Annotated in this window: 27 protein-coding genes; 17 read left to right on the forward strand and 10 right to left on the reverse strand. The window is 72.4% G+C overall.

Annotation, left to right across the window (positions count from 1 at the left end; genetic code table 11):
• Positions 1–34: 34 nt before the first annotated feature.
• From IE295_RS29595 to IE295_RS29620, 6 genes are all read right to left on the reverse strand, one after another.
• Positions 35–430 (reverse strand): SCO4983 family protein, encoded by a 396-nt coding sequence (locus tag IE295_RS29595; protein ID WP_190066844.1) that lies wholly within the window; start codon positions 428–430, stop codon positions 35–37.
• Between the two features lie 50 nt (positions 431–480).
• Positions 481–1,692, reverse strand: coding sequence for a pyridoxal phosphate-dependent aminotransferase (locus IE295_RS29600; protein WP_190066845.1), 1,212 nt, complete (start codon positions 1,690–1,692; stop codon positions 481–483).
• 76 nt (positions 1,693–1,768) lie between these two features.
• Positions 1,769–3,373, reverse strand: coding sequence for an N-acyl-D-amino-acid deacylase family protein (locus IE295_RS29605; RefSeq protein ID WP_190066846.1), 1,605 nt, complete (start codon positions 3,371–3,373; stop codon positions 1,769–1,771).
• Between the two features lie 14 nt (positions 3,374–3,387).
• Positions 3,388–4,680 (reverse strand): amino acid deaminase, encoded by a 1,293-nt coding sequence (locus tag IE295_RS29610; protein ID WP_190066847.1) that lies wholly within the window; start codon positions 4,678–4,680, stop codon positions 3,388–3,390.
• Positions 4,681–4,852: 172 nt separating this feature from the next.
• A complete protein-coding gene (locus tag IE295_RS29615) occupies positions 4,853–5,428 on the reverse strand; it encodes a hypothetical protein (RefSeq protein ID WP_190066848.1) in 576 nt (191 codons plus the stop codon).
• A 170-nt stretch (positions 5,429–5,598) separates the two neighbouring features.
• Positions 5,599–6,978: a M14 family metallopeptidase gene (locus tag IE295_RS29620; RefSeq protein ID WP_190066849.1), complete on the reverse strand. Its 1,380-nt coding sequence runs from the start codon at positions 6,976–6,978 to the stop codon at positions 5,599–5,601.
• Between the two features lie 214 nt (positions 6,979–7,192).
• Here IE295_RS29620 and IE295_RS29625 point away from each other — a divergent pair, with 214 nt between their 5' ends.
• The 13 genes from IE295_RS29625 (at position 7,193) to IE295_RS29680 (ending at position 19,453) form a co-directional block, all read left to right on the forward strand.
• Positions 7,193–8,110 (forward strand): trypsin-like serine peptidase, encoded by a 918-nt coding sequence (locus tag IE295_RS29625; protein WP_190066850.1) that lies wholly within the window; start codon positions 7,193–7,195, stop codon positions 8,108–8,110.
• Between the two features lie 407 nt (positions 8,111–8,517).
• Positions 8,518–9,405 carry a hypothetical protein gene (locus IE295_RS29630; RefSeq protein WP_190066851.1) on the forward strand — a complete coding sequence of 296 codons (888 nt, stop codon included), beginning with the start codon at positions 8,518–8,520 and terminating at the stop codon, positions 9,403–9,405.
• A gap of 87 nt (positions 9,406–9,492) precedes the next feature.
• On the forward strand, positions 9,493–10,215 hold the full coding sequence (cpaB, locus tag IE295_RS29635; RefSeq protein WP_190066852.1) for a Flp pilus assembly protein CpaB: 723 nt from the start codon (positions 9,493–9,495) through the stop codon (positions 10,213–10,215).
• A gap of 133 nt (positions 10,216–10,348) precedes the next feature.
• Positions 10,349–12,028, forward strand: a complete 1,680-nt coding sequence (locus IE295_RS29640) for a CpaE/TadZ family protein (RefSeq protein ID WP_190066853.1) — start codon at positions 10,349–10,351, stop codon at positions 12,026–12,028.
• A gap of 3 nt (positions 12,029–12,031) precedes the next feature.
• A complete protein-coding gene (locus tag IE295_RS29645) occupies positions 12,032–12,565 on the forward strand; it encodes a TadE/TadG family type IV pilus assembly protein (protein WP_224323472.1) in 534 nt (177 codons plus the stop codon).
• Positions 12,562–13,920, forward strand: a complete 1,359-nt coding sequence (locus IE295_RS29650; protein WP_190066854.1) for a TadA family conjugal transfer-associated ATPase — start codon at positions 12,562–12,564, stop codon at positions 13,918–13,920. The genes IE295_RS29645 and IE295_RS29650 overlap by 4 nt, the downstream gene beginning before the upstream one ends.
• A 6-nt stretch (positions 13,921–13,926) precedes the next feature.
• A complete protein-coding gene (locus IE295_RS29655) occupies positions 13,927–14,865 on the forward strand; it encodes a type II secretion system F family protein (protein WP_190066855.1) in 939 nt (312 codons plus the stop codon).
• Positions 14,866–14,971: 106 nt separating this feature from the next.
• Entirely contained in the window at positions 14,972–15,859 is an 888-nt protein-coding gene (locus IE295_RS29660) for a DUF5936 domain-containing protein (RefSeq protein ID WP_190066856.1), read from the forward strand.
• Positions 15,860–16,050: 191 nt separating this feature from the next.
• A complete protein-coding gene (locus tag IE295_RS33960; protein WP_224323471.1) occupies positions 16,051–16,239 on the forward strand; it encodes a Flp family type IVb pilin in 189 nt (62 codons plus the stop codon).
• Complete coding sequence (locus IE295_RS29665; RefSeq protein ID WP_224323470.1) at positions 16,236–16,808, forward strand: pilus assembly protein TadG-related protein; 573 nt, start codon at positions 16,236–16,238, stop codon at positions 16,806–16,808. The genes IE295_RS33960 and IE295_RS29665 overlap by 4 nt, the downstream gene beginning before the upstream one ends.
• Before the next feature lie 101 nt (positions 16,809–16,909).
• Complete coding sequence (locus IE295_RS29670) at positions 16,910–17,470, forward strand: hypothetical protein (RefSeq protein ID WP_224323469.1); 561 nt, start codon at positions 16,910–16,912, stop codon at positions 17,468–17,470.
• Positions 17,471–17,477: 7 nt separating this feature from the next.
• Positions 17,478–18,095 carry an OmpA family protein gene (locus IE295_RS29675; RefSeq protein WP_190066858.1) on the forward strand — a complete coding sequence of 206 codons (618 nt, stop codon included), beginning with the start codon at positions 17,478–17,480 and terminating at the stop codon, positions 18,093–18,095.
• Positions 18,096–18,205: 110 nt separating this feature from the next.
• Entirely contained in the window at positions 18,206–19,453 is a 1,248-nt protein-coding gene (locus IE295_RS29680; RefSeq protein ID WP_190066859.1) for a hypothetical protein, read from the forward strand.
• Between the two features lie 76 nt (positions 19,454–19,529).
• Here the strand turns inward: IE295_RS29680 and IE295_RS29685 are convergent, their stop codons facing one another.
• From IE295_RS29685 to IE295_RS29695, 3 genes are all read right to left on the reverse strand, one after another.
• Positions 19,530–19,871 (reverse strand): DUF1036 domain-containing protein, encoded by a 342-nt coding sequence (locus tag IE295_RS29685; protein WP_190066860.1) that lies wholly within the window; start codon positions 19,869–19,871, stop codon positions 19,530–19,532.
• A gap of 16 nt (positions 19,872–19,887) precedes the next feature.
• Complete coding sequence (locus tag IE295_RS29690) at positions 19,888–20,112, reverse strand: hypothetical protein (protein ID WP_190066861.1); 225 nt, start codon at positions 20,110–20,112, stop codon at positions 19,888–19,890.
• A gap of 160 nt (positions 20,113–20,272) precedes the next feature.
• The gene (locus IE295_RS29695; protein WP_190066862.1) at positions 20,273–20,638 is read right to left on the reverse strand and encodes a DUF192 domain-containing protein; all 366 of its coding nucleotides are present in this window, start codon (positions 20,636–20,638) and stop codon (positions 20,273–20,275) included.
• 58 nt (positions 20,639–20,696) lie between these two features.
• Here IE295_RS29695 and IE295_RS29700 point away from each other — a divergent pair, with 58 nt between their 5' ends.
• From IE295_RS29700 to IE295_RS29710, 3 genes are all read left to right on the forward strand, one after another.
• Positions 20,697–21,422: a prepilin peptidase gene (locus tag IE295_RS29700; protein WP_190066863.1), complete on the forward strand. Its 726-nt coding sequence runs from the start codon at positions 20,697–20,699 to the stop codon at positions 21,420–21,422.
• A 66-nt stretch (positions 21,423–21,488) separates the two neighbouring features.
• On the forward strand, positions 21,489–22,070 hold the full coding sequence (locus tag IE295_RS29705) for a TetR/AcrR family transcriptional regulator (protein WP_190066864.1): 582 nt from the start codon (positions 21,489–21,491) through the stop codon (positions 22,068–22,070).
• A gap of 173 nt (positions 22,071–22,243) precedes the next feature.
• A complete protein-coding gene (locus IE295_RS29710) occupies positions 22,244–23,437 on the forward strand; it encodes an MFS transporter (RefSeq protein ID WP_190066865.1) in 1,194 nt (397 codons plus the stop codon).
• A gap of 418 nt (positions 23,438–23,855) precedes the next feature.
• Here IE295_RS29710 and mgrA read toward each other — a convergent pair whose 3' ends face one another.
• Positions 23,856–24,899, reverse strand: coding sequence for an L-glyceraldehyde 3-phosphate reductase (gene mgrA / locus IE295_RS29715; protein WP_190066866.1), 1,044 nt, complete (start codon positions 24,897–24,899; stop codon positions 23,856–23,858).
• 111 nt (positions 24,900–25,010) lie between these two features.
• On the opposite strand from mgrA, the gene IE295_RS29720 reads away from it, so the two are divergent.
• Positions 25,011–25,772, forward strand: a complete 762-nt coding sequence (locus tag IE295_RS29720) for an isoprenyl transferase (RefSeq protein WP_190066867.1) — start codon at positions 25,011–25,013, stop codon at positions 25,770–25,772.
• Positions 25,773–26,163: the final 391 nt, after the last annotated feature.

Below are 26,163 nucleotides of genomic sequence, written 5' to 3' on the forward strand. Positions count from 1 at the left end.
CGCCTGCCGGGCCGCACTCGTCAGGCCGCGCCTGTCACGCCGCGTCCGGGATGCCCAGTGCGGCAGCGTGGGCGTGCATCCGCTCGGCCGCGAGGGCGGCCCCGGCCGCGTCGCCGCGCTGGGTGGCGACCACCAGGGCCTGGCCGGCCAGCGTGTGCGCCCGCTGGTGCAGGGCGGCGATCCGGGCCGGGGTCGCGGAGCTCGTCGTCGGCGCCGCGCGCAGCGGCGTGCCGCCGCCCAGGCGCTCCACCCGCAGGCTGAGGCCGCGCGCGGCCTCGTCCAGCGCGGCGGACGGCTGCAGCGCCCGGAGCTCGTCCGTCACCGTGAGCAGTGCCGTCAGGTGTCCGGCGAGCCGGATCTCCAGCTCCTCCTCGCGGGAGCGGTGGGGCCCGTGTGCGCGGACCGACTTGGTGTGGATCGGCTCGTACATGGGATGGCCTCCTGAGTTACCTCTGAAGGCCATCCTAACTTAGACAGTGTCTAAACTTGGCTGTAGCCCTCGAGGAAGTTGCCGATCCGGGTCACCGCTTCCGCCAGGTCCTTGGTGTTCGGCAGCGTCACCAGGCGGAAGTGGTCGGGCTCCGGCCAGTTGAAGCCCGTGCCGTGGACGACCATGATCTTCTCGGCCCGGAGCAGGTCGAGCACCATCTGCCGGTCGTCCTTGATCTTGTAGACCTTCGGGTCGAGGCGCGGGAAGGCGTACAGCGCCCCCTTGGGCTTCACGCACGTCACGCCCGGGATCTGGGTCAGCAGCTCGTGCGCGACGTCGCGCTGCTCCAGCAGCCGGCCGCCCGGCAGGACCAGGTCGTTGATCGACTGCCGGCCGCCGAGGGCGGTGGCGACGGCGTACTGCGCGGGCATGTTGGCGCACAGCCGCATGTTCGCCAGGATCGTCAGGCCCTCGATGTAGCTGTCGGCGTGGGCCTTGGGACCGCAGACCGCCATCCAGCCGCTGCGGTAGCCGGCCACGCGGTAGGACTTGGACAGGCCGTTGAAGGTGAGCGTCAGCAGGTCCGGGGCGATGGCGGCGGTCGGGGTGTGGGTCACGCCGTCGTAGAGGATCTTGTCGTAGATCTCGTCGGAGCAGACGATCAGGTTGTGGCGGCGGGCGATCTCGGTCAGGCCGCGCAGCATCTCGTCGTCGTAGACCGCACCCGTGGGGTTGTTGGGGTTGATGATGACGATGGCCTTGGTGCGGTCGGTGACCTTGCGCTCGATGTCGGCCAGGTCCGGCATCCAGTCCGCCTGCTCGTCGCAGCGGTAGTGCACGGCGGTGCCGCCCGCCAGCGAGACGGACGCCGTCCACAGCGGGTAGTCGGGGGCCGGGACGAGGACCTCGTCGCCGTCGTCGAGCAGCGCCTGCATCGACATCTGGATCAGCTCGGAGACGCCGTTGCCGAGGTAGACGTCCTCGACGGACAGCTCGATGCCCTTGGTCTCGTAGTGCTGCACCACCGCGCGCCGGGCCGCGAGCAGCCCCTTGGCGTCGCCGTAGCCGTGGGCGTCGCCGACGTTGCGCAGCATGTCCTCGAGGATCTCCGGCGGGCATTCGAACCCGAAGATCGCGGGGTTGCCGGTGTTCAGCTTGAGGATGCGCTCACCTGCCGCTTCCAGCCGCATGGCCTCCTCGAGCACCGGGCCACGGATTTCGTAGCAGACGTTGGCGAGCTTCGTTGACTGGATCACCTGCATGACGGCCACCCTACGGGGACGTCACGCGCCCCGCGCGTCCTTTGTTGCCCGCTTGACGCCGCCCGCGTGGCGCCGGTCAGGACGAGCCGGCGCGCCGGATCGTGCGCCCCGCCAGGACGTCCGTCCGGCGTCCGTCTTCCATCGCAAAGCGTCCGGCAATCAGGACATAAGGAATGCCGGTCGGAAGCGCGCGAGGGGCTTCGAAAGTGGAGCCGGCGGCTACGGAGTCCGGATCGAAGAGCACGAGGTCGGCGACGTTCCCCGGCCTGATCAGACCCCGGTCGGGCAGCCTCAGCCGCCTCGCGGGCCGCGACGTGAGATGCGCCACGCACTCCTCCAGCGACAGCACGCCCAGCTCACGCGCATACCGGCCGAGGTAGTGCGGAAAGGTGCCATAGGCGCGCGGATGAGGCTTCGCGCCGTGCAGGATTCCGTCGCTTCCACCGGTGTGCGCGGCGTGGCGCATGATCGCGACGACGTTCTCCTCGTGGCCGACGTGCTGCAGGATCGTCGTCCCCAGCCGGTCCTCGACCAGCAGCCGCCGGGCGGTGGCCCACGGCCGCTCGCCGCGCTCGCGGGCCGCGGCCGCCACCGTCCGGCCGACGTAGGAGGCGAGGGCGGGCTCGCCCACCCCCGAGACCTCGATCGCGTCCCAGTCGATCGGCACGCCGTGACAGCCGTCCGCGCCCTCCTCCTCCACGGCGTGCCGGACGCGTTCGGCCGTCGCGTCGTCGCGCAGCCGGGCCAGCACGGCCGCCGGTCCGCCCTCGCTCGCCCAGCCGGGCAGCATGGCGGCGAGCGTGGTGCAGCCGGGGGTGTAGGGATAGGAGTCCAGGGTGATGTCGGCGCCGGCCGCCAGGGCGGAGTCGAGGAGCGCGAGCAGCTCGGGCGCGCGCCCCTCGTTCACCGGGAAGTTCATGACGGCGTGGGCCAGGTGCAGCGCGCAGCCCGCCCCGCGCGCCACGGCGATCATCTCCTCGTACGCGGCCAGGGCCCCCGCCCCGTACGAGCGGTGGTGCGGGCAGTGGTAGCCGCCGTACGCCGCGACCACCCGGCACAGCTCGGTCAGCTCCGCGTCGTCGGCGTACATGCCGGGGGCGTAGGTGAGCCCGGACGACATTCCCACCGCGCCCTGCTCCAGCCCCTCGGCGACCAGCCGCTTCATGCGGGCGAGCTCGTCGGCCCCCGCGGGCCGCCGCTCCCAGCCGACGGCCAGCATCCGGACCGTGCCCTGCGGCACGAGGTAGGCGGCGTTGACGGCGATGCCCTGCCGGTCGAGCCGGTCCAGGTAGCCGCCGACCGTGCGCCAGTCGACGCCGACGTCCGCGGCGTCGCCGTTCCAGCCGCCGATCGCCGTGCCCACCTCGGCCAGCGTGCGCGCGTCGACGGGCGCGTACGACAGGCCGTCCTGGCCGAGGACCTCCAGCGTCACGCCCTGCGCGACCTTCGCCTCGTGCGCGGGGTCGCGCAGGAGGGCCAGGTCGCTGTGGGCGTGCATGTCGATGAAGCCGGGGCTCAGGGCGAGCCCGTGGGCGTCGAGGACGCGGCGGCCCGACGGCCTCGGGCCCTCGCCCTCGCGCCGGACCTCGGCTATCCGGCCGCCCGCCAGGCCGACGTCGGCCCGGTAGGAGGGACCACCGCTCCCGTCGACGACGCGCGCTTCCCGGATGACGAGGTCCATGGGGCCACCGGCCTCTAGAAGAACGTCCGGACGTAGTCCGTGACCGTCCCGTCGGCCGACGCCAGCGGAATCATCGGCCACTTCTCGAAGACCGTGCACGGGTGCGAGACGCCCAGGCCCACCCAGTCGCCGACCTCCAGCTCCGCGTCCGGCCCCAGCTCGACGAACGCGTGCTGGTCGGCCAGCCCGATCACCCTCATGCCCTGCGCCGGGCGCAGCGAGCCGTCCCGCGCGGACCGCACGACCTGGGGCTCCGGCAGGCCCGCGTCGTAGGAGACGTCCCGCTTGCCCGCGTTGAGGTAGGCGCGGCCGGGCTCCGGGCGGGAGACGACCTGGGTCCACAGCCGGAAGGCGGGCCGCAGCCCGTCGTCCCCGGGCCGGCGGTTGAAGGGCGTCTTGCCGCGGTACAGCCCGTCGTCGTGGGTGACGTACGCGCCGCTGCGCAGCAGCTTGAGCACCGGCGCCGACAGCGGCGGCAGCTCCGCGAAGACCTCGGCGACCGCGTCGAACCAGGCGCTGCCGCCCGCGCTCACGACGATCTCCTCGACCCCGGCGAAGCGGCCCGCCGCGTCGAAGGCGACCGCGAGCCCGGTCATCCGGCGCAGCCAGGCCCGTACGAGCTCGCCGTCGGCGTCCGGGATCTCCGCCTCGTAGCCGGCGAAGCCCACCAGGCGCAGGGTGGCGGTGCCCGCGACGGCGTCGGCGATGCGCGTGCACTCGGCGTCGTCGCGCACGCCCGTGCGCCCGCCGGTGGCGCCGAGTTCGATGACGACCTCGAGCGGGCGGGGCGAGCCGGCCTCGCGCAGGGCGGCGTCCATCAGCTCCACGCCGCGCACGGAGTCGACGTAGGTGATGATCCGCAGCTCCGGGTCGGCGGCGAGCTCGCCCGCGAGCCAGCGCAGCGCGGCGGCGTCGACGACCTCGTTGGCGAGGAAGATCCGTCTTACGCCGAACGCGCGGTAGACGCGGACCTGGGCGGGGACGGCGGCGGTGATGCCCCAGGCGCCGCGCTCGAGCTGGCGCCGGAAGAGCTGCGGGGCCATGGAGGTCTTGCCGTGCGGGGCGAAGGCCAGGCCCTGACCGGAGGAGTACCGCTCCATGACGTCGAGGTTGTGCTCGAGCGCCTCGGCGGAGAGGGCCAGTACGGGCGTGGTGAACCCGCCGGTGAACAGGGACCGGCGCTCGGCGGCCAGCTCGGCCACGGTGGTGCCCTCCGCGTCCGGCGGCAGGCCCTTGAAACGGTGGTCCACCCGCTCCTGGGCGAGGTGGTCCACGGCGTCGTGGGCTATGTCGGCTGTGGCGGCCATGGGGCCTCCCGTCGGATCGTGCTGTACCCGTCCGCCCCCTTCATCCCGGGGGCGACCGCTGCTGTCTAACATCCCCGCAGGTAAAGGGTCAACGGCACATCACGCGCACAACGGGCCGGGGGCCGGGTGCCGGGGCGCCGCCCCGACGCCCGGCCCCCGGCCACGGCGTGGATCAGACGGACCAGCGCTCGCGCATGGTCTTGACCTCGTCGCCCTTGGCGTTGAGCGTGATCTCGTAGACGTTGCCGTGGCAGGAGAAGGGCTCCTTGACGACGTTGTAGTCGTTGCGCAGGCAGCCGTCGATGTGCTTCGACAGCTCGTCGCGGTTCACCTGCTTGTGCTTGCCGGGGCCCATGGCCAGCTCGCCCTTGACGTTCGCGGGGAGCTTGTAGGCCTTGGGCGTCTGGCTCTCGTCGCCGTGGTAGATCCAGTCGTTGGGCGTGCACTTGGGCTTGGCCTCGAAGGTCTCGATGACGCTCGCGTCGCGGTGCAGGCCCACCTGGATCATCTTGATGCCCGCGGGCAGCGTCGGCGGCTTGCCGCAGTCGAGCTCGCCCTCCTGGTCGTCGTGCTTGCCGTCGCCCTTGGCTCCCTTGTCCCCCTTGCCCGCCTGCGACGGCTTCGCCGTCGCGGAGGCGCCGGCCGAGGTGTCCGCCGCCTTGTCCTCCTCGGGCCCGCAGGCGGTGAGGCCGCTGCCGAGCGCGGTGACGACCGCGAGCGTTCCGATGACATGCCGAATGGAGCGCATGTGATTTCCCCCGTAGAAGCAAAAACTTGTCGTGATCATGCTTGATCGACGATGTGTTCTACACCAGGGGGTGGTTGAAGATCCAATCGTCTGAGGGGTGTCATTGTCCGGGAAGGCCGCTGGCGGGCCGGACGGGGATCCCGCCGGCCCGCCCCCGGTCCGTGCGTCGCTCATGTGCAGTACTGCTGCTCCTTGCCGATCGACCGGTACATGCAGTCCGCGTTCTCCAGCAGCTGCAGCACCGCGTCCCGGTTGCGCGCCGTCTCCCGGTCGATGACCTCGTCCGGTGGGTAGAAGCCGCCGGCGCCGGCGGATGACGGATACATCTCGAACGTGTAGGCGAAGATCTTCTGGTTGCCCCACAGCCAGTCGTCGATCGTGCCGTCCGTGATGTAGAGATCGCTGGACTGTTCCGGCGTGTAGCCGTTGCTGCGGGCCATCGACGTGCCGACCTTCGCGAAGGCGTCGCGCTCGTCCTGGGTCATGCCGGGCGCGGTGTCGTCGTACGTCCAGCCGAACGGCCACAGCACGAGCTCGCTGTAGGTGTGGAAGTCGATGGCGGCCTTGATCTGCTGCTTTCCGTTCACGACCCGGCTGCGGACGAAGTCGGAGACGACCTTCACCTCGGGCGCCGACTCCGGGCCCGAGCCGCGGTAGGTCTCGGAGCCGGTGCTGCCGGAGGAGCCGCCGCAGCAGCCCCACTTGTAGTCCCAGTTGCGGTTGAGGTCGGTGCCCCGGGAGGACGAGCCGTTGTTGGGCTGGCGGTTCTTGCGCCAGCTGCGGTAGCTGCCGGAGGCGATGTCGTACTCGCCGCCGTCGGGGTTGAGGTCGGGCACGACCCAGATCACGCGGCTGTCCACCATCTTGGTGACGCGCGCGTCCTTGCCGTACTGCGAGCCGAACTCCTTGAGCAGGTAGAGCGCCATCTCCACGGTCAGGTGCTCGCGGGCGTGCTGGTGGGCGGTGAACAGCACCTCGGGCTTGGCGGCGGCCTTCTCGCCGTCGGCCTCCCGCGCTGCGCCCGGCTGCGCCGCGCCGGCCGCCTTCGCGCTGCCGGTGATCTTCACGGCGATGATGTCCCGGCCCTCGTAGGACTTGCCGATGACCTGCTTGCTCATCAGGGACGGGTACGCGGCGATGTCCGCGTCGATCTCCGCCATGGCCTCCTTGTAGTTGTGGTACTTCGCGTCCGCGGGCGGGAAGTCGAACGGCGTGGGCTTCCGGCCGTCGCCGCGGTCCGGCGGGCCGGGCAGCACGCGCAGCAGGTAGCCCATCCGGCGGACGCGCTCGGCCTGCCCGGCGTCCGCGGTGATCACGATCGAGTCCCGGCGCACGGCGTCGACGGATGCTCCGGTCGCGGCGACGGCGGTGCGCTGGGCGGCGGTGCGGGGCCCGGTGACCTCGTACTCGTGGACGCGCTCCCGGGCGTCCGGGCCGGGCGTGCTGTTCGAGGACGCGGGCGTGGCCACCGCGAGGGCGAGCAGGCCGGCGATGGCGGCAGTCGTCACTCTGCCGTTCGGCCTGCGGAAGCGGGGGGTGGGGGGTCGCATGAGACCTCCTGAGGGGTCCGTTCGTGCGACGAATGAGGGGGGTGAGCCTCACCAGTGTTCGAGCGATGACATGCACCGGTCAATAGCTGCCGGATGGGTGAATCAGGCCAACTTCTCCATGACTTCAGACCGGTTGATTGCCCCGCGGCCCCACCAGAATCAACAATGCACACGTCAAAACCGATGGGCATTTGATCTGAGAGGACCACCCCCCATGAGACGACCTCTCGTCGGTGCGCTCACGACGCTGCTGCTCGCCGGTGCCGGCGTCGCGGGCGCCGGAACCACCTCCGCCACCGCCGCCCCGCAGGGCGAATCCACGACCGCGCCCGCCCAGGCCGCCACCGCCAAGGGTCAGGCCGCCTCCGCGAAGGCCAAGGCCGTCGACTTCGCCGGCACCGTCGCGCTCAGCAATTGTTCCGGTTCGCTGATCCGGCTGCCCGGCTCGGGCGACAACGACCCGGCGCTGGTGCTGAGCAACGGCCACTGCCTCGAGACCGGCATGCCCGGCGCCGGCGAGGTCATCACCGACCAGCCCTCCAGCCGTACGTTCAGCCTGCTCAACTCGACCGCGGGCAAGGTCGCCACGCTGCGCGCGACCAAGGTCTCGTACGCCACGATGACCGACACCGACATCTCGCTGTACGAGCTGAACACCACGTACGCGAAGATCAAGCAGCAGTACGGCATCAACGCGCTCAGCCTGTCGGCCGACCACCCGACGGCCGGGACGGCCATCAAGGTCGTCTCCGGCTACTGGAAGCGGATCTACTCCTGCAACGCCGACGGCTTCGTGCACGAGCTCCGCGAGGGCGACTGGACCTGGAAGGACTCGCTCCGCTACACCCCGTCGTGCAACACCATAGGGGGCACCTCCGGTTCGCCCGTCGTGGACGCGAACACCGGAAAGGTCGTCGCCGTCAACAACACGGGCAACGAGAGCGGCGGGCGCTGCACGGTCAACAACCCGTGCGAGGTCGACGAGAACGGCCAGGTCACGGTCCGAAAGGGCATCAACTACGCCCAGCAGACGTACGGCATCGCCAAGTGCTTCGCCGCCGGCAACAAGCTCGACCTGGACCTGCCGGGCTGCGAGCTGCCGCGGCCGACGGAAGAGGACCCGCTGAGCTGAACCGACCGCTCCCGGACGCCGGGCGGGCCCGAAGCGGTCCGCCCGGCGACGTCGCGGTCGGTGGACCGGATCGCGGACCAGGTCGCGGGCCAGGTCACGGCGCCCCGGATGGCCGGATACGTTCTGGCGGGCTTGAACGATCGGCGGTTCGTGCCCTCGGCCGCCCAACTGGGGTGATGCGAGGCCGGTTTGATGCGCACCGCGCACCTGGACGCCAAGGGTGCGGCGGGCCGGACCCCGTCCATCCGTCAAGGCCCGCCGGCACCGCCACCGGCTCGTGGGGCAAAGACCGAAGAACGGTTCTCAGCCGCTCCATTCGTGGATAAAGTGCGGAGGCACCAGCACAGGGCAGTATCGATCTGCGACCGCCGGAGCCCCCCGCGGCCGGAGTGAACGGGGAAGCCGACGTGCCGATTGCGATAGCGGTCACCAGCTCCGACCTGGTGCTGCCGCCGCCCGGCGGGCCCGTTCCCACCGCCGCCGTGCTCCAGCCGCCAGAAGCCCAGCCGCTGGAGGACGCCGTCGCCCAGGCGGCCGCCCTGCTCGAGCGGTGCGGCCATCTCGTGGTGCTCTACCCCGACTCGCTCCCGGTCGCGTACGTCCACCGCCTGCACGCCGTGCGCTCGGTCCTGGAGAGTGACCGCGTCGCCCTCCTGCCCGTGGCCCTGCCGCCGCTTGCGGTGGGCGTACTGGCCCGCCAGTTACGCCAGTTGTCCGTCTCCGACCTCACCCCCGGCGTGCTCGCCTGCGCCGCGCGGCTGCTCGCCCACTACATCCACGCCGGCGCCCAGCTGGCGTCCGTCGCCCGGCTCGAGAGGGTCGACGTGGGGCTCGGCGCGCACATCGCCTCGCTCCTGCCCGGCGCCCACTTCGGCGTCGTGGTCAACCCGGCGCCGCAGGTCGTCCGGGTCGGCGCCGGCGAGCTGCCCGCCGGGCCCGCCTTCGCCACCCGCATGACCGTCGCCCGCTCCAGACCCCGCAAGGGAGAGGACTGGGTCACCGACGCCGTGGCCCCGCACTGGCGGGTCCAGGGCGTCCAGGAGATCCTCCCGCTGCCCGCCGAGTCCAGACGCTGGTGGGGCACCCAGCGGGCCGTCGAGTTCGCCGCCGCCATCCCCGACCCCTCCGTGCTCTACCAGCTCGTCGCCTCCGTGCGCCGGGAGGAGTGCCACTGGTGCGGCCTCGAGCTCATCGGCGACCGCTGCGGGTTCTGCGCCGCGCCCGTGCCGCGCGGCGAGGGCGACCGCGCCATCGGCCCGCCCGGCACCCGCGAGCGGGCACCGGCCGGCCGCTGAGCCGCCTGCCGTACGCGTCGTGGACCCCCGCATGCCGAACATCCGCCATATCCCCCGAACGAGGCCCCGAACGAGGTTCGTCGTCCCATGAATTCACGTCAGCGCCGTGGGATCGTCCTGCTGCTCCTGTCGGTCCTCTGCGCCCTCGGCGCGTTCGCCGGAGTGTTCTCGGTCGTCGAGGACGCCGAGGCGAAGGTCGGCCCCGAGGTCACCGCCTACCGGCTGAAGGCCGACATCCCCGCCTACCGGGACCTGGAGACCGACGAGTTCGAGAGGATCTCCATGCCCAGGCGCTGGCTCCCCTCCACCGCCGTCACCGACCTCGCCGCCGTGCGCGGCAAGATCGCCGTCACGCCGCTGCGCAAGGGATCCCTGCTGCAGAAGGACATGATCGTCGCCCGGCCGGCGCTCGCCCCGGGCGAGCAGGAGATCGCCATCATGATCGACGCGGCGACCGGGGTCGCCGGCAAGGTCCTGCCGGGTTCGAAGGTCAACATCTACGCCACCTTCGACGCCAAGGAGCAGGGCACCAAGCCGGTCTCCAAGGTGATCGTCAGCGGCGCCCGGGTCATCGACGTCGGCAAGCTCACCCCCCTCAAGCGGGACGGCGACGGCCGCGGCTCCGGCGCCACCACCCGGCAGGCCGGCGAGGCCGTGCCGATCACCTTCGCGCTGGGCACCAAGGACGCCCAGCGCGTGGCGTACGCCGAGTCGTTCGCCTCCCGCGTCCGGCTCGCCCTCATCGCCCCCGGCGGCGGGGAGGGCGTGGCCGGGGGCGACCGCACGTACACGCTCGACGGCGACAAATAGCCGGCATGCGGCCGGCACGCCCGCGGCAGCGGATCCCGGCGGATGTCAGTGGATCCCGGCAGGTCCCAGCAGATCCCAAAGGATCCCAACGGAACAAGGTCCAACGGTTGTTGTGGATGGAGGCAGGCCCACGGTGACGATCAGAATCCTCCCGGCCGTCGGCGACCCGGACGCCGCCCGCGCCGTCGGCGGGCTGCTCGGCAGGCTCCCCGGTGCCGAGCCCCTGCGGGCCGTCGGCGACTCGACCCGTCTGCTGGACACGCTCGCCGTGCTGGCGGCCGCCTCGGTCGAGGAACTGCCCGAGGTCGTCCTCGTCCACGAGCGCATCGGGCCCGTACCCGCCCTCGAACTCGTCCGCGACATCGCCCTGCGCTTCCCCGCCACCGGCGTCATCCTGCTCAGCGCCGAGGCCGGCCCCGCGCTGTACGCCGCCGCCATGGACTGCGGCGCGCGCGGCCTGGCCGCGCTGCCGCCCTCGTACGAGGAACTCGCCGCCCGCGTCCAGGCCGCCGCCCAGTGGGCCACGGGCGTCCGCCGGCACCTGGGCGCCGTGGACGACGCCCCGGCGGCCGGCGGCGGGGCGGGCGGCCGGCTCGTCGCGGTCGTCGGCGCCAAGGGCGGGGTCGGTACGACCGTGACCGCCGTGCAGCTCGCCCTCGCGGCGTGCGCCGCCGGGCGCAGCGTCGCCCTGGCCGACCTGGACCTGCAGTCCGGTGACGTCGCCTCCTATCTGGACGTGCAGTTCCGGCGGTCGGTGGCCGACCTGGCGGGCATCAGCGACATCTCGCCGCGGGTGCTGCGGGACGCCGTCTTCCCGCACCCCACCGGCCTCGGGCTGCTGCTGGCCCCGGCGGAGGGCGAGCGCGGCGAGGAGGTCGGCGACCTCGCCTCCCGGCAGATCGCCGCCGCCCTGCGCGGCCGCTACGAAGTCGTGGTCGTCGACTGCGGAACGCAGATCACGGCCGCGGGCGCCGCCGTGATCGAAACGGCGGACGTGGCGTTATTGGTCACGACGCCGGACGTGGTGTCCGTACGGGCGGCCAAGCGCATGGTCCGGATGTGGGAGCGGCTGCAGATCCGCAAGGCCGAGGAGACGACGACCGTGGTCAACCGCCACACCCGCAACGCCGAGATCCAGCCGGCGCTGGTCGCCCGCACCACGGGCACCCGGGCCGCCCGGACCACGGTCCCGGCCGGCTACAAGGAACTGCAGAGCGCGGTCGACTCCGGCCGGATGCAGGACCTGGACGCCCGCTCCGGCGTCCGGCAGGCGCTGTGGGCGCTGGCCGGCGAGCTGGGCCTGGCCGCGCCGGCGGGCGGCGGCCGGGCCCTGCGCGGCGGCTCGCCCGGCGCCCACGCGGGGCGGCGCCGGGCCATAGGAGGTGGCGGCGGCGGTGGTGGCACGGGCCCGGACCAGCTGGCGCCCGTGCCGAGCGGCTCGCTCCTGCCGATGAGCCGCTTCCGCAGGCGCGGGGGCGGCGACCGCGGCCAGATGGCGGTGGAGTTCGCGGGCGTCCTGCCGCTGATCCTGGTGGCGCTGGCGGTCGTCTGGCAGTGCGTCCTGGTCGGCTACTCCTTCTCGCTGGCCGGCCACGCCGCCGACAAGGCCGCGCGGGCGGGCGCGGTGGGCCGAGACTGCGCGGCGGCGGCCCGCTCGGACCTGCCGGGCGCCTGGCGCGGCGAGCCGCGCTGCGGGCCGGACGGGGCCGTGTACCGGGCGAGCGTGCGCCTGCGGGTGCCGGTGCTCTTCCCCGGCTCGGTCAACTGGCCGTGGCCGGTGGAAAGTACGGCCGGTGTGGCGCGGGAGGACTGAGGCGTGGTGACGGCGGCGACGCGTTCCGGGCGGCCCGGCGGGCGCGTGACGGCCCGGCGGGGGCCGCTCGGCCGGGCGGCCGCGGGCCGGGGGTGCCGCGTCCGGGGGCCGGGCTCCGCACACGGCGACGTACGAAGTGGCGGGCGCGGTCACGGGAGACGGCGGACCGCGGACGGCGGCTCGGCCTCGGTCGAGTTCCTCGGGTTCCTGCCGCTCCTGCTCCTCGTCGGCCTCGCGGCGGTCCACCTGGGCCTCGCCGCGTTCGCTGTGCAGCAGGCGGGTACGGGCGCCCGCGCGGCGGCCCGTACCGCCACGCTCGATGCGCCCGGAGCGACCCCCGCCGGCGCCGGCGGGGCCGCCATGACCGGCTGGGTGGCCTCCCGCGCGGCCGTCGACGCGCCCCGGTGCGCCGCCGGCGCGGGCGAGGTCACCGCCACCGTGACCGTGGACGTACCCCCGCTGCTTCCCGGCACCGGCTTCACGGTGACCCGGCGCGCCACGATGCCCTGCCCGGCGGAGCCGGCGGTGGCCCGATGAGCCTGCGCGACCGCATCGTCGCCCCCGAGGCGCGGCCCGACGGCCGCGAGCCCGGCCACCTCGTGCCGGTCTACCGGGCGAAGCTGCTGGAGGAGATCGACCTCGCCGAGATGTCGGCCCTGGCCGCCGGCGAGCGCCGCGGCCGCCTCGAGCGGGTGCTCGGCCACATCATCAGCCGCGAGGGGCCGGTGCTCTCGACCGCCGAGCGCGACAGCCTCATCCGCCGGGTGGTCGACGAGGCACTGGGCCTGGGGGTGCTGGAGCCGCTCCTCGAGGACCCCTCCGTCACCGAGATCATGGTCAACGGCCCGGACCAGATCTTCGTCGAGCGGGCCGGCCGGGTGGAGCCGGTGCCGGTGCGCTTCGCCTCGCACGAGCAGCTGATGCAGACCATCGAGCGCATCGTCTCCACCGTCAACCGCCGCGTGGACGAGTCGAATCCGATGGTGGACGCCCGCCTGCCGAGCGGCGAACGCGTCAACGTGATCATTCCGCCCCTCGCCCTGAACGGCGCGACGCTGACGATCCGGCGCTTCCCCCGCGCGTACACCCTGCGCGAGCTGATCAGCATGGGGACGCTGGACGAGCACATGCTGATGCTGCTCGGGGCGCTGGTGCGGGCGAAGTTCAACGTGGTGGTCTCGGGGCCGACGGGCGCGGGCAAGACGACGCTGCTCAACGCCCTGTCCGGGCTGATCCCCGACGGCGAGCGCATCATCACCGTGGAGGACGCGGCCGAGCTGCAGCTGCAGCAGTCGCACGTCATCCGCCTCGAGTCGCGGCCCCCCAACGTCGAGGGCAAGGGCCGCATCACCATTCGCGACCTGGTCCGCAACTCCCTGCGCATGCGCCCCGACCGCATCATCGTCGGCGAGGTGCGCGGCGGCGAGACCCTGGACATGCTGCAGGCCATGTCCACGGGCCACGACGGCTCGCTGGCGACCGTGCACGCCAACAGCGCCGAGGACGCGCTGCTGCGGCTGCGGACGCTGGCGTCGATGTCGGAGGTCCGCATCCCCTACGAGGCGCTGCGCGACCAGATCGACAGCGCCGTCGACTGCCTGGTCCAGCTCGCCCGGCACGCGGACGGCACGCGGCGCGTCGCGGAGATCGCCCTGCTCTCCCCGGACCCGTACGGCGAGGGCCGGGGCGAGGGGTACGAGCTCGCCACCGTCTCCCGCTTCGACGCCGAGCCGATGGGCGCCGACCGCGTCGTGAGCGGCGCCTTCACGCACTTCCCGCTCCCCGCACGCGCCGCCGAGCGGCTGCGTCTGGCCAACGAATCCGTGCCGGCCGCCTACGGCGTCGCGGCGCTCCCCGGCGAACTCCACACCCGCCACACCGGACAGAGGTAGCCGCACATGGATCACCTGGCACTGCTGACCGTCGGCGCCACCCTGCTGTGCGGGGCGCTGGCCGTCGCGGGCGTACGGACGTACGCCACCGGGCGCGACCGCCACCAGGCGCTGGTCGACCGCCTCTCCGACGCCCCGCCCCTGCCGGCCGCCGGGCGGACGCGCTACTTCGCGCGGACCGACCGCTGGCTGCGCGCCACGCCGGCCGGCAGGCGGCTGGAGCTGCGGATCGCGTCGACGGGCCTGGACGTCACGGTGGGCGAGTTCGCGGTGTGCACGGCGGGCGCGGCGGCGGGGCTGTGGCTGGTGGCGGCATCGGCGCTGGCGCCGTTCTTCGGGCCGCTGGCGGGCCTGGTGGCCGTGTGGTCGGCGTACTCCTTCCTGGCCTGGCAGCGGCGCAAGCGGATCGAGAAGTTCATCAACCAGCTGCCGGAGCTCTCGCGCATCCTGGCCAACGCCACCCAGGCCGGGCTGGCCCTGCGCACGGCCCTGGGCATGGCGGCCGAGGAGATGGAGGCCCCGGCGGGCGAGGAGCTGGCCAAGGTCGCCGACCAGCTGGCGGTGGGCCACTCCATCGACGAGGCCCTGGGCGAGCTGGGCCGCCGGCTGCCCTCGCGCGAACTGGTCGTGCTGGTCACCACGCTGGTGCTCTCCCACCGGGCCGGCGGCACCGTCGTCAGCTCGCTGCGCAACCTGACCTCGACCCTGGAGGAACGCAAGGAGACCCGGCGCGAGGTGCGCACTCAGCTGTCGCAGGTGACGGTGACGGCCTATGTCGTGCCGTTGATGGGCATCGGGACGTTGCTGTTGATGGACCGCATCGCGCCCGGGTCGATCGAGCGGATGACGGCCGGCTGGCCGGGACAGCTGGCGGTGGTGGCGGCCTTCGGGCTGTACGCGCTGGGGTTCTTCCTGATCCGCCGGATGTCGAAGATCGACGTGTGACACCTGTGGGGTGGGTGACACCTGTTAGGCGGGTGCCACCTGTTGAGCGGGTGGGAACTGCGAGACGTGCGGGACGTGCCGGCGGGACGTGTGAGAGGTGGGGAACGTGGGCTTCGTACTGGCACTGCTGGCCGGGGCGTCGGCGGTGGGCATCTGCTACGGCGTCCTGCTGTGCCGCGGCGAGGCCAGGCTTCCGCCGGACCTCGCGGTGGCCCTGGAGGTCGGCTCGACGCGGACGACGGCCGTCGGCTCGGCCGTGGACCGGCTCGGCATGCGCTACGCGCCGCTGGTGCTGCGGATGATGGGCGAGAAGCGGGTGGCGAAGGTCCGGCGCAGGATCGACCGGGCCGGCAATCCGGGCGGCCTGACCGTCGACCGGTACGCCGCCCGGCGCGCGGTCTACGGCCTGCTCGGCTTCGGCGGGGCGCTGGTGATGCTCCTGAAGGGGCAGGGCGTGCTCGCGCTGCTGCTCGTCGGCTTCGGGCTGTTCTGGATCGAGGTCGGCATCTGGGCCGCGGTGCGCGAGCGGCGGGACGCCATCGAGCGGACGCTGCCGGACTTCCTCGACGTGCTCGCGGTGGTCGTGAGCGCCGGCCTGGGCTTCCGGCAGGCGCTCGACCGGGTCTCCGAGCGGTACGAGGGCCCGTGGGCGGACGAACTGCGCATCACGCTGCGCCGGATGGACATGGGCGTCAGCCGCCGCCAGGCCTTCGACGAACTGCGCAAGCGCAACGACTCGGAGCAGGTCGCCCAGTTCGTCACGGCGCTGCAGCAGGGCGAGGAGCTGGGCACCCCGATCGTCGACACGCTCATCGAGATCGCCACCGACATGCGCCGCACCGACGCCCAGCTGGCCCGCCGCCGGGCGGCCCGGGCGGTGCCGAAGGCCACGATGGTCATCACGACGTTCATGGTGCCGGGAACGATGATCCTGCTGATCGCCGGATTCTTCCTGGGGTCGGGCATGGACTTCGGCTCGATCACCGGGGAGTGAACCCGGGTGCCAGGGGAGCGACCTCTTCGGCGGCCGGGGGTGAGATGCGCGAAGTACGTGAAGACGCTTCGCGGGTGCAATGGGCTGTGGGACAGTTTTCGGGGAACTGGGGGTGAGGCGTGTGGTGTCCCAACTGCCCTGTGAGGGAAGGGAAAAGGGTCGGCAGCACACCACCCATGGAGGGGAACACAATGCGAAAGCGCTTTCGGGGACGTCGAGTGTCCCGGGAACTCCGCGCGGACGACCGGGGACAGACCTCGGTCGAATACCTCGGCATCATCGCGGTAGTCGTGGCGATCATTCTCGTCCTGACCACGACGGACTTCGGCACGATGATCGCCACCGCCATCACCAATCAGATCCAGCGGATCACCGGTTGAGCCGGGACGCCGGACAGGCGTTCCCCCTCTACATCACCGCCGTGGCGGCACTGCTCTTCCTCGCCCTGGCCTTCTTCGTCGTCGGCCGGGCCGGGGCGGCCAAGAACGCGACCCAGACCGCCGCCGACGCCGCCGCCCTGGCGGCCGCCCAGGACTACCGGGACCAGCTGCGCACGGGCTTCCTGGCGGCGGCCTCGGGCACCGGCGGCGACTGGGTCGGCTGGCTCGCGGGACGCGGCGCCGACCGGGACCGGGCCTGCCGCGCGGCGGCCGCGTACGCCGAGGCGAACGGCGCCCGGCCGGCGATCACCTGCGAGGAGGGCGACGCCCCCGGCTCGTTCCACGTGAGCGTCACCTCCGCGCGGACGGTGGGCGCCTCGGTGGTGCCCGGCACCGAGGACCGGCACGCCACGGCGACGGCCGAGGCCGTCGTCGCACCGCGCTGCGCGCCCCGCGCCGCCGACGGCCGCACCCTGGCCTGCGACGGGGGGACCGTGGTCGTCGACCCGAAGCGGCCGGATGCCGTCGTGACGGCGGCGGACCTGTTCACCGTACGACTGACCGAGTGACCGACCGGCCCGCCGGCCCACCCTCTGGTCCAGCGGCTGACCGGCCGACTGGCTTTCCACCGAATCCCGGACGGACGAACGAACGGACGGACAACGCACCCATGACCTCTCGGATGGCAGGAACGGCGCTCGCGGTCGTCACGGCCCTCGCCCTGACGGGCTGCGGGGGCGGGGAAGACGACGGGGAGAAGAGACCCGACGTGAATTCCGCGAGAAATTCCGCCGCTTCCCGTGGCACCGCCACGGACAAGCCCGGCCCGCGGCCGACGGCGACGATCGGCGAGATCAGGGGCCCGGACGGAATAGTGGTCGTCCTCCATTCCGCCGTGCGCGAGAAAGGCGGCTTCGTCACCGTCAACGGAACGGTGGCGAACCGGGGCACCAAGCCCTACACGTCACTGACGTGGCGGTCGAAGGAGACGGAAATGAAGTCCCAGTCCTCGGTGTCCGGAGCCTCCCTCATCGACCAGGCGGGCAAGAAGCGCTACCTCGTCCTGCGCGACACCGACGGGGAGTGCCTGTGCACCACGGGCCTGGTCAACATCCGGCCCAGCGAGAGCCGGGCCGTCTTCGCCCAGTTCCCCGCCCCGCCCGACGACGTCAGGACGGTGGACTTCCAACTGCCGACCATGCCGTCCGTCCGCATCCCGATCTCCGGGTGAGCGCGTCATGTGGCCGACCCACCGCTCCCTGTGCGGCACGGTTCTCGCCGCCGCGGCGGCCCTCACGGCCGTCGTCCCCGCGTACGCCGACGGCGGCCCCGGCAGCGGTCCCGCCGGATCCGCCCGGACGACGCCCCCGGTGAAGATCGACGCGACCGCGCCGGGCCTGAGGCTGCGCCCGGGCGCGAAGCTCGCGCCCGGACGCGTCCTGGACATCAAGTCCGTCGTCGAGACGGGCGACGGCGAGGAGCGCCGCGCGGACACCAACGCCGACGTCACCTTCGCCCTGCAGGCCGAGGTCCTCTTCGACAAGGACAGCGCCCGGCTCGGCGACACGGCCAACGCGCGCATCCGCGCCATCGCCGACGAGGTCAGGAAGCAGCGCGCCACCGCCCTGCGGATCTTCGGCTTCACCGACGACCTCGGCTCGGCCGACCACGGCACCGCCCTGTCCAAGGAGCGCGCCAACGCCGTCCAGCGACAGCTCGCCGAGAACCTCGGCTCGTCCTCGATGCGCTACGAGATCCGCGGCTACGGCGAGCAGTACCCCATCGCCGACAACGCCACGGAGGACGGCCGCCGCAAGAACCGCCGCGTCGAGGTGAGCTTCCCCCGCGGCGGCTAGCCACCCCCCCGGCGACCGCACACTTGCGGCCGTCCTGTCGCGAACTCGCCCCCGGTCACGGCAGGATGGGCCCCGCCGGGAGCGGCGGGGAGTGCTGAGGGAGGCGGGAGATGAGGGGCGGGCGGTTCGTCGGGGCGGCGGTCGCACTCAGTGCGCTGGCGACCGGGACGGCCGAGGCGGCCGACGGGCCGGCGGCGTACCGGATGGCCTCCGGAGCGACGGCTGTGACGGGGTCGGGCAGCAGCGGCGACGGGCCCCTGCTGAAGGCCGGGGCGAGCACGTACACGGACAGCATCAGGCCCGGCGAGAAGAAGTACTACAGCGTGGAGCTGGACGGACAGTCCAGCGCGTTCGTGTCCGCCGTCGCCGTCCCGAGGCCCGGCGGTTCGATGGGGCTGCGGGACGGGATCGAGGTGGCACTGCAGGCGCCGGACGGCACCCCGTGCGGGAGCGGCCGGAACAGATCGTTCCTGTCGGCGGGCGGGGCCTACCCCGTGGCCGACTACGCGGAACGCGTCGTACGGGCGGGCGGCCCGTGCGCGAGCGCCGGTACGTACCGCTTCGTCGTCCAGCGCGGGGACGCCACCGGCGGCGACGACGCGGCCGTACCGGTCGAGCTGAAGTACGTGGCGGAGGCGCCGCGGAAGAACGAGACCGACGCCCCGCCCGCCCCCGGCGGCTGGAGTTCGCGGGCGCCGTCCGGCCCGCCGCTGGGGGAGGGGGAGGGCGTCACGGGCGGAACGGGCTTCAACGACGCCGCCGAGCTGCGGTCTGGCGTATGGAAGGACGAGCTCCGGCCGGGTGAGACGCGCTTCTACCGGGTGTCGGTGGACGCGGGCGAACAGCTCTTCGCGGACGCGGAGTTCGGGCCGACGCCGGACGCGGGGCCGTATGTGGTGCGCGGGGTGCGGCTGGGACTCAGCAATTCCGCCCGCGGCTACGTGATGAACCGCACCGGCGGCTACCAGGGCAAGCCCGCCACCGTCTCGCTGGCCACGCCCCCGGCCGCGTACGGCGACGCCGGCGCCGGCGGCGAGGCCGCCCGGGGCATGCACTTCGCGGGCTGGTACTACCTGCAGGTCAGCCTCAGCCCGAAGGTCCGCCGGGACGCACGGGACGCACGGGGCCGTGGCGTACCCGTCACGCTCAAGGTCGAGGTGGCGGGCGCCCGGAAGGCCGGTCACGAGGAGGACATCGGGCGCGGCGGCGCCGTCGGCGGCGAGCTCGTGGCCGCGGCGGGCGGCGGCCCCCGGAACGGACGGCTGCGGATCATCGGCTACGCCGGCATCGGCACCGGATCGGCCCTGCTGCTGGGCCTCGGCGCCTGGACCCTGGCGGCCCGCCGCCGCGACGGCTAGGGGGCGCACACCGTACGGGCGCGTGGGAGCCCCGCGTCCCCGGCCGGTGGGGGCCGGGGACGCGGGGCGGGTGCGATCACGCCGAGAGCGTGAGCGTGAAGTTGCAGAAACTGTTCACGTCGAGCTCGCGGAATCCGACGATATAGCCGCCGGAGTCACACCTGTTGAGACACCACTGGAACGCCGGGTCCTGCACGCAGAACTCGAACGGCCCGGCCCACACCGCGCCGTCGGTCGCCTCCGAGTGGAAGTACCAGAAGCGGTTCACCGCCGACGCACAGCCGGTGTAGATGTCCCGGCATTCGCCCGGCTGAAGGTTGTACCAGCCGAACTTCAGCCATCCCTCGGGGCAGCGCGGGTCCCGCATGATGAATGCGGTGGAGGTGAGGGAGGAATAGTTGTTGCACAGTCGCAGCATCGCTTTTCCCGCCCTTTCAGCCCGCGTTCGGTTCGAGTCGGTCGCCGGGGCCGGAGTGCAGCCGGCGCTCGCCGGATGCCGCCACCCGCCCGGGCCGGTGCCGGGCGCCGCCGGCCTCGTCGGTCTCGATCACGGCGTCGGCGGGCACGACCGCCGGCTCGGTCCTGGGGGCGTCGCGCACTGCCGGATCGCGGGCCGCGAGGCCCTCCGCGGCAATACTGCCGTTGGTGTTTTCGCTCATCGTCCTTCTCCCGTAGGGGTGGAGAATTCAGAGGCTCAGCGCTGGGCCTGTGCAGCACAGATTAAGTCCGTTGTCGATTTACCGATACTGGACCAATCTCCAAACTTGGAAAACATTTGATAATCTCACCGTATTTTCGCGGCGAGAAAATGCCTTCCCGTCATCTTTCTCCGCGCGGAAGGATTTCCACGCGTACGCCGGAGTGCACACCCCATTGCGCCATCGCTCCGGCGGCCGATTCCAGGACGTGCCGCGCCCTGGGGCGGGGTGCACCGAGGCGGCTGGGACGCATGGTGCGTACGGACAGCACGGTCAAGTCCCGGTCCAGGTAGGCCACGTCGATGGGGAAGCGCATGCGCCAGGTGTGGACGCCGCTCGCGGGGGTGAGGAGCAGCGCGCCCTCGATCGCGTCGCGGCCGAGGAGGCCGCGGGAGCGGGCGCGGAAGGAGGCGGCGATCTCCAGCGGGACGGTCAGGCCGCTTGCGGTGACGCGGAGTTGGCCGGGTCCGTCCTGCCGGAGGGTCATGCGGACAGGTTATCCACAGGCCCGGCGGGAGTGCGGTGATCGTGCGTAACCTCGGGGCATGTACTCGCTGTTGATCGCCGCTGCGGCCGTGTACGGCGCCCTGGCCGGGGCTCTGGTGCCCCGCGCGCGGTTCCGGCTGGCCGTGGAGCCGGAGGAGGAGTGGCGCTCGGCCGGGGCGTGCGGCCATTCCGTTGCCGGGTGGGCGGGCCGGGCGCGGTGCGGAGTGTGCGGGGGGAGGTATGGCCCCGGGGCGACGTGGCCGGCGGGGGTGACGGCCCTGGTGTGCGCGGCGCTCGCGGCGGCCGTCGGGGTGCGGCCGGAGCTGGCGGTGTGGCTGCTCGCGACGCCGGTGGCCGTGGTGCTGGCCGGCGTGGACTGGTCGGTGCGACGGCTCCCGGACGTGCTGACCGTGCCGCTGGCCCTCGGCACGGCCGCACTGCTCGGCGTCGCCGCGCTGATACCCGGCGCGGCGGGGTCCTGGCCGCGGGCCCTGCTGGGCGGGCTGGCGCTGGCGGCCGGCTACTTCACCCTGTTCCTGCTGCACCCGGGCGGCATGGGCTTCGGCGACGTCAAGCTCGCCGCCGGGCTGGGATGCGCCCTGGGCTGGTACGGATGGGGGGTGCTGTTCCTGGGGGCCTTCGCCGGACTGCTGCTGGGCTCGCTCTACGGCACGGGCCTGATGCTGGCCCGCCGCGCGCGGCGCGGCGACGCGCTCGCCCTGGGGCCGTTCATGATCGTGGGAGCGTGGGCGGGGCTGCTGGCGGGGGCCCGCTGCGGCGGCTGAGGCATTGGGCCGAGGTATTGGACGGGGTATTGGACTGAGTGATCCAAAAACTGGTACCGTCGCGTCATGGCCAGGCCGAGGAAGTTCGACGAGGAGCGGGCGGTCGACGCCGCGATGGAGGCGTTCTGGACCACCGGGTACGAGGCGACGTCGACCCAGGACCTGTGCGAGGCCACCGGCCTGGGCCGGAGCAGCATCTACAACACCTTCCACAGCAAGCATGAGCTCTTCCGTCGCGCCCTCGCCCGCTACATGGCACGTCGTACGGACGAGCTGACCGGGCTGCTCGAGGAGGACCGGCCCGCCCGGGAGCGGGTCGAGGCCCTGCTGAGCCGCATCGTGGCCGAGGAGACCGCGCGGGACGGCGACGGCCGGGGTTGCCTGTACGTCAACACCGCCGTGGAGCTCGCGGCGCGCGACGCGGAGGTGGCGCGGGAGCTGGAGCGCGACTATGCGCGCAGGCTCGACGCCCTGACCGCCGTCTTCGCGTCCGGGCAGCGGGACGGCGACATCGCCGCCGACCGGGACGCCCGGGCGCTCGCACACTTCGTCATCGCGACCGTCAGCGGAATCCGGGTCGCGGCCCGCGCCGGGGCCGACGCGATGGCGCTGCGCGCCATCGCCCGTACGGCGCTCGACGCGATCTGATCCCGCCCGTCCGCCCCACTCCTTACCCCCCTTACCCCCTTACTCCTTCACCTCTCACTCCTCTCCCCTTACTCCTGACTCCTCTCTCCTTACTCCTTCGCGGCCCCACCGCAGTCGCCCGGCCCTCGCATGGCCAGATTTTGTACTGATCAATCCAAAACGGAGGACCCTCCATGCCGCGCGCTGTATACGTGCTGGCCCTCGGCATCTTCGCCATGGTGACCAGCGAGTTCGTCGTCGCCGGGCTGATGCCGCAGATGGCCGGCGGGCTCGGTGTCACCGTTCCGCAGATCGGCTATCTGATCACCGCCTTCGCCATGGCCATGGCGTTCGGCGGGCCCTTCCTGACCGTGGCGGTGCTCCGGCTGCGCCCCAAGCCGGCCCTGATGGCGCTCTTCCTGATCTTCCTCGTGGGCAATGTGCTGGCCGCCACCGCGACCGGCTACGCGCTCATGCTGGTGGCGCGGGTCGTGACCGGCGTCGCCTCGCAGGCCTTCTTCGGCGTCGCCATCTCCCTGTGCGCCCAGCTGACCCGTCCCGAGGTGCGCGGGCGCGCGATGGCCGTCGTCCTGAACGGGCTGATGCTCGGCACCCTGCTCGGGCTCCCGCTCTCCACGCTGATCGGGGCGGCCTTCGGCTGGCGGGCCGCGTTCTGGGCCATCGCCGCCCTGACCGTCGTCGCCGCACTGTGCACGGCGGCCGGGGTGCCGGCGGTGGGACACGCCGACGGGGGCGGGAGCCTGCGCGAGGAGATGCAGGTGTTCCGGAACCGCCGTCTGTGGCTCGCGCTGACCACCAGCACGTTCATCATCGGCGCGACGTTCTGCGCGTTCAGCTACTTCAACCCGATCCTCACCGAGGTCACCGGCTTCGGCACCGGCGCCGTGCCCGTCCTGCTCATCGCCTACGGAGCGGCCACCGTGGCCGGCAACCACGTCGTCGGCCGGCTCGCCGACCGGTACGCCGTGCCCGTACTGCTGTGCGGCCTGCTGCTCAATGCGCTGTTCCTGACCGGGTTCGCCCTGCTGGCCCACCTGAAGGCCCCGGCGGTGGTGTGCATGATGGGCATAGGCCTGGTCGGCGTCACCATGAATCCGGCCATGGCCACCCGCGTGCAGCGGGCCGCCAACGCCCGGCCGCTGGTCAACACCGTCCACGCCTCCTTCATCACGTTCGGCGTCGTCATCGGCTCCTGGGCCGGCGGGGTGGCCATCGGGGCCTTCGGGCTCCGGGCGCCGCTGTGGCTCGGGGCCGTCCTGGCCGCCGCCGGGGCGCTGACCCTGGTCCCCGACCTCGCCCGGCGTACGCGCCGGGCCCCGGCGGATGTCACGATTCGTGCACGAAATCGGCCGCGCTCGCACGTGTGACGTCAATGACGTCGGGAATGCCGTCAAGCCGATGATGACTTTGCACGACCTTTCGGCGAGGTGATCCGACCCCCGCACAGGCCGTGCGCCGCATGGCCGGTTCTCTCCCTCGGGCCCGGGATTGCGGGGATCCGCGAACCCCGAAGGGGCCCTGCGCGCCGCCGCGTTCAAGATCAAAAAGAAGGTCACAAGTCAGCACGCCACGCACTGTCACCCCCGTCGGTGCGTGAATCACGGCCGCCGACCGGTTATGGTGGAAACCCCCCCTCGGGCCGGTCCGTATCCCCCCCACGGACCGGCCCGTTTTTCGTTCCCGGTCGTCACTGTCCGTGTCGGAGCGTGTGAGGCGCGGGAGTTGATCTTGAACCGGCGTCCGCCCCCCACCGGTCCGGGCGCCGCCGGCCGGTCGTGAACCGGCCTAGGAATCCCCGCGCCGCGCCCAGATGTTGACGCCCTCCGTGCTCACCGCCAGGGCATCGATTTCGGCCAGCTCCTCCTTGGTGAGCGGGTCCGAGCCGAGCGCGCCGACGTTCGCCTCGAGCTGCGCCACGCTGGAGGCTCCGATCAGCGCCGAGGTCATCCGCTCGTCCCGCAGCACCCAGGACAGCGCGAGCTGCGCCAGCGACTGGCCACGGTTGGCGGCGATCTCGTTCAGCCCGCGCAGCCGGCCCACGACCTCCTCGCTCAGCAGCGCCGGGTCCAGCGACTTGCCCTGCGCCGCCCGCGAGCCCTCGGGGATGCCCTGCAGGTATTTGTCCGTGAGCAGTCCCTGGGCGAGCGGCGCGAAGGCGATGCAGCCCATGCCCTCGTCCTCCAGGGTGTCCAGCAGCGCGTCGTCCTCCGTCCAGCGGTTGATCATGGAGTACGAGGGCTGGTGGATCAGCGCGGGCACGCCCATCTCGCGCAGCAGCCGGGCGGCCTCCCGCGTCTGCTGCGCGTTGTAGGACGAGACGCCCGCGTACAGCGCCTTGCCCTGCCGGACCGCGGACGCGAGGGCGCCCATCGTCTCCTCGAGCGGCGTGTGCGGGTCGAAACGGTGCGAATAGAAGATGTCGACGTAATCGACACCCATGCGGCGCAGCGAGGCGTCGAGCGAGGACAGCAGGTACTTGCGCGAGCCCCACTCGCCGTACGGGCCGGGGTGCATCAGATAGCCGGCCTTGGTGGAGACGATGATTTCGTCCCGGTAGGGCCGGAAATCCTGCGCGAAGAGCTTGCCGAAGTTCTCCTCGGCGGACCCTGGCGGCGGACCGTAGTTGTTGGCCAGATCGAAGTGGGTGACGCCGAGGTCGAAGGCCCGGCGCAGGATGGCCCGCTGCGAGTCGAGGGTGCGGTCGTCGCCGAAGTTGTGCCACAGTCCCAGGGAGATGGCGGGCAGCTTGAGCCCGCTGCGGCCCGTACGCCGGTACTCCATGGAGTCGTAGCGCGTCTCGGCCGCGCGGTAGAGCGAGGGATCGGTCATGTGCATCTGACTATCACGGTCCTGTGACAGGCCGAGTTGGGTTCTCGCGACACGCTGGCAGTAGTGTGGCGCCTTCGGGGGCGACCGCCGTGGCATGGAGGGGCAGGAAGAGTGAAGTTGCGCGACCTGGTGTACAGGCTTTACGCACGCCGGGTGGAAGGCCGCCTCGACCACGCCCAGGTGCCCAAGCACATCGGCGTCATCCTCGACGGCAACCGCCGCTGGGCCCGGGCCGACGGCCGGACGCTGGAGCAGGGCCACCAGGCGGGGGCCGACAAGATCTCCGAGCTGCTCGGCTGGTGCGCCGAGACCGACGTCGAGGTCGTCACCCTCTGGATGCTGTCGACGGACAACCTCGACCGGCCGGCCGACCAGCTGGGCCCGCTGCTGAACATCATCGAGAACACGGTGCGCGGCCTGGCCGCCGACGGCCGCTGGCGCGTCCACCACGTGGGCACCCTCGACCTGCTGCCGTCCCGGACCCAGACGGTCCTGAAGGAAGCCGAGCAGGACACGCTGGACGTCGACGGCATACTCGTCAACGTCGCCGTCGGCTACGGCGGCCGCCAGGAGATCGTCGACGCCGTCCGCTCCCTGGTGCTGGAGGCGGCGGACCACGGCGACTCCTTCGAGGAGCTGGCCGAGAAGGTCGACATCGACCACATCACCAAGCACCTCTACACGCGCGGCCAGCCCGACCCGGACCTCATCATCCGCACCAGCGGCGAGCAGCGGCTGTCCGGCTTCATGCTCTGGCAGAGCGCGCACTCCGAGTACTACTTCTGCGAGGTCTTCTGGCCCGCGTTCCGCAAGGTCGACTTCCTGCGCGCGCTGCGGGACTACGCGGCGCGTCACCGGCGCTACGGGAACTGACGGGCCGCGGGGCGTGGCCACCCCTCGGGCGGTGGCCACGCATCGGGTGGTAGCCCGGCATCAGGCGGTGGCCCCCCAGCGGGCTGAACGCCAGTACGAGTGACGACGGATCAATCGTTCACCTGCTCGTCGCATATGCCGTTGCATGGTCAAGCGGTCCAGCGGGAATATCCCCTCCAGGCCGACGGTCGGTACTGGGACCGTCGCTCTGCCAGCGGGCGGCATGGGGCCGTCCGCCCGGGAGGCCCTTTGCACCAGGACGACGACCGTGCGCACCGAGCGGCCCCGACAGGCCGCACGGCAGGCACGGCGGGCCGGACGACCGGCAACCCTGGTGGGGCACGGACCCGGCCCATTCCCCGCGACTTCGTCGCGCCCTTACCTCTGCACG

This window comes from Streptomyces griseocarneus (assembly GCF_014655595.1).
GTDB lineage: Bacteria > Actinomycetota > Actinomycetes > Streptomycetales > Streptomycetaceae > Streptomyces > Streptomyces griseocarneus.

What these genes read in the sequence shown, in the direction of transcription:
- IE295_RS29710 (WP_190066865.1), top strand. Translation starts at nt 22,244, where the DNA reads ATGCCGCGCGCTGTATACGTGCTGGCCCTCGGCATCTTCGCCATGGTG.
- IE295_RS33960 (WP_224323471.1), top strand. Translation starts at nt 16,051, where the DNA reads ATGCGAAAGCGCTTTCGGGGACGTCGAGTGTCCCGGGAACTCCGCGCG.
- IE295_RS29605 (WP_190066846.1), bottom strand. Translation starts at nt 3,373, where the DNA reads ATGGACCTCGTCATCCGGGAAGCGCGCGTCGTCGACGGGAGCGGTGGT.
- mgrA (WP_190066866.1), bottom strand. Translation starts at nt 24,899, where the DNA reads ATGACCGATCCCTCGCTCTACCGCGCGGCCGAGACGCGCTACGACTCC.
- IE295_RS29700 (WP_190066863.1), top strand. Translation starts at nt 20,697, where the DNA reads ATGTACTCGCTGTTGATCGCCGCTGCGGCCGTGTACGGCGCCCTGGCC.
- IE295_RS29655 (WP_190066855.1), top strand. Translation starts at nt 13,927, where the DNA reads ATGGATCACCTGGCACTGCTGACCGTCGGCGCCACCCTGCTGTGCGGG.
- IE295_RS29685 (WP_190066860.1), bottom strand. Translation starts at nt 19,871, where the DNA reads ATGCTGCGACTGTGCAACAACTATTCCTCCCTCACCTCCACCGCATTC.
- IE295_RS29670 (WP_224323469.1), top strand. Translation starts at nt 16,910, where the DNA reads ATGACCTCTCGGATGGCAGGAACGGCGCTCGCGGTCGTCACGGCCCTC.
- IE295_RS29695 (WP_190066862.1), bottom strand. Translation starts at nt 20,638, where the DNA reads ATGACCCTCCGGCAGGACGGACCCGGCCAACTCCGCGTCACCGCAAGC.
- IE295_RS29610 (WP_190066847.1), bottom strand. Translation starts at nt 4,680, where the DNA reads ATGGCCGCCACAGCCGACATAGCCCACGACGCCGTGGACCACCTCGCC.
- IE295_RS29680 (WP_190066859.1), top strand. Translation starts at nt 18,206, where the DNA reads ATGAGGGGCGGGCGGTTCGTCGGGGCGGCGGTCGCACTCAGTGCGCTG.
- IE295_RS29675 (WP_190066858.1), top strand. Translation starts at nt 17,478, where the DNA reads ATGTGGCCGACCCACCGCTCCCTGTGCGGCACGGTTCTCGCCGCCGCG.
- IE295_RS29600 (WP_190066845.1), bottom strand. Translation starts at nt 1,692, where the DNA reads ATGCAGGTGATCCAGTCAACGAAGCTCGCCAACGTCTGCTACGAAATC.
- IE295_RS29705 (WP_190066864.1), top strand. Translation starts at nt 21,489, where the DNA reads ATGGCCAGGCCGAGGAAGTTCGACGAGGAGCGGGCGGTCGACGCCGCG.
- cpaB (WP_190066852.1), top strand. Translation starts at nt 9,493, where the DNA reads ATGAATTCACGTCAGCGCCGTGGGATCGTCCTGCTGCTCCTGTCGGTC.
- IE295_RS29620 (WP_190066849.1), bottom strand. Translation starts at nt 6,978, where the DNA reads ATGCGACCCCCCACCCCCCGCTTCCGCAGGCCGAACGGCAGAGTGACG.
- IE295_RS29625 (WP_190066850.1), top strand. Translation starts at nt 7,193, where the DNA reads ATGAGACGACCTCTCGTCGGTGCGCTCACGACGCTGCTGCTCGCCGGT.
- IE295_RS29595 (WP_190066844.1), bottom strand. Translation starts at nt 430, where the DNA reads ATGTACGAGCCGATCCACACCAAGTCGGTCCGCGCACACGGGCCCCAC.
- IE295_RS29615 (WP_190066848.1), bottom strand. Translation starts at nt 5,428, where the DNA reads ATGCGCTCCATTCGGCATGTCATCGGAACGCTCGCGGTCGTCACCGCG.
- IE295_RS29650 (WP_190066854.1), top strand. Translation starts at nt 12,562, where the DNA reads ATGAGCCTGCGCGACCGCATCGTCGCCCCCGAGGCGCGGCCCGACGGC.
- IE295_RS29690 (WP_190066861.1), bottom strand. Translation starts at nt 20,112, where the DNA reads ATGAGCGAAAACACCAACGGCAGTATTGCCGCGGAGGGCCTCGCGGCC.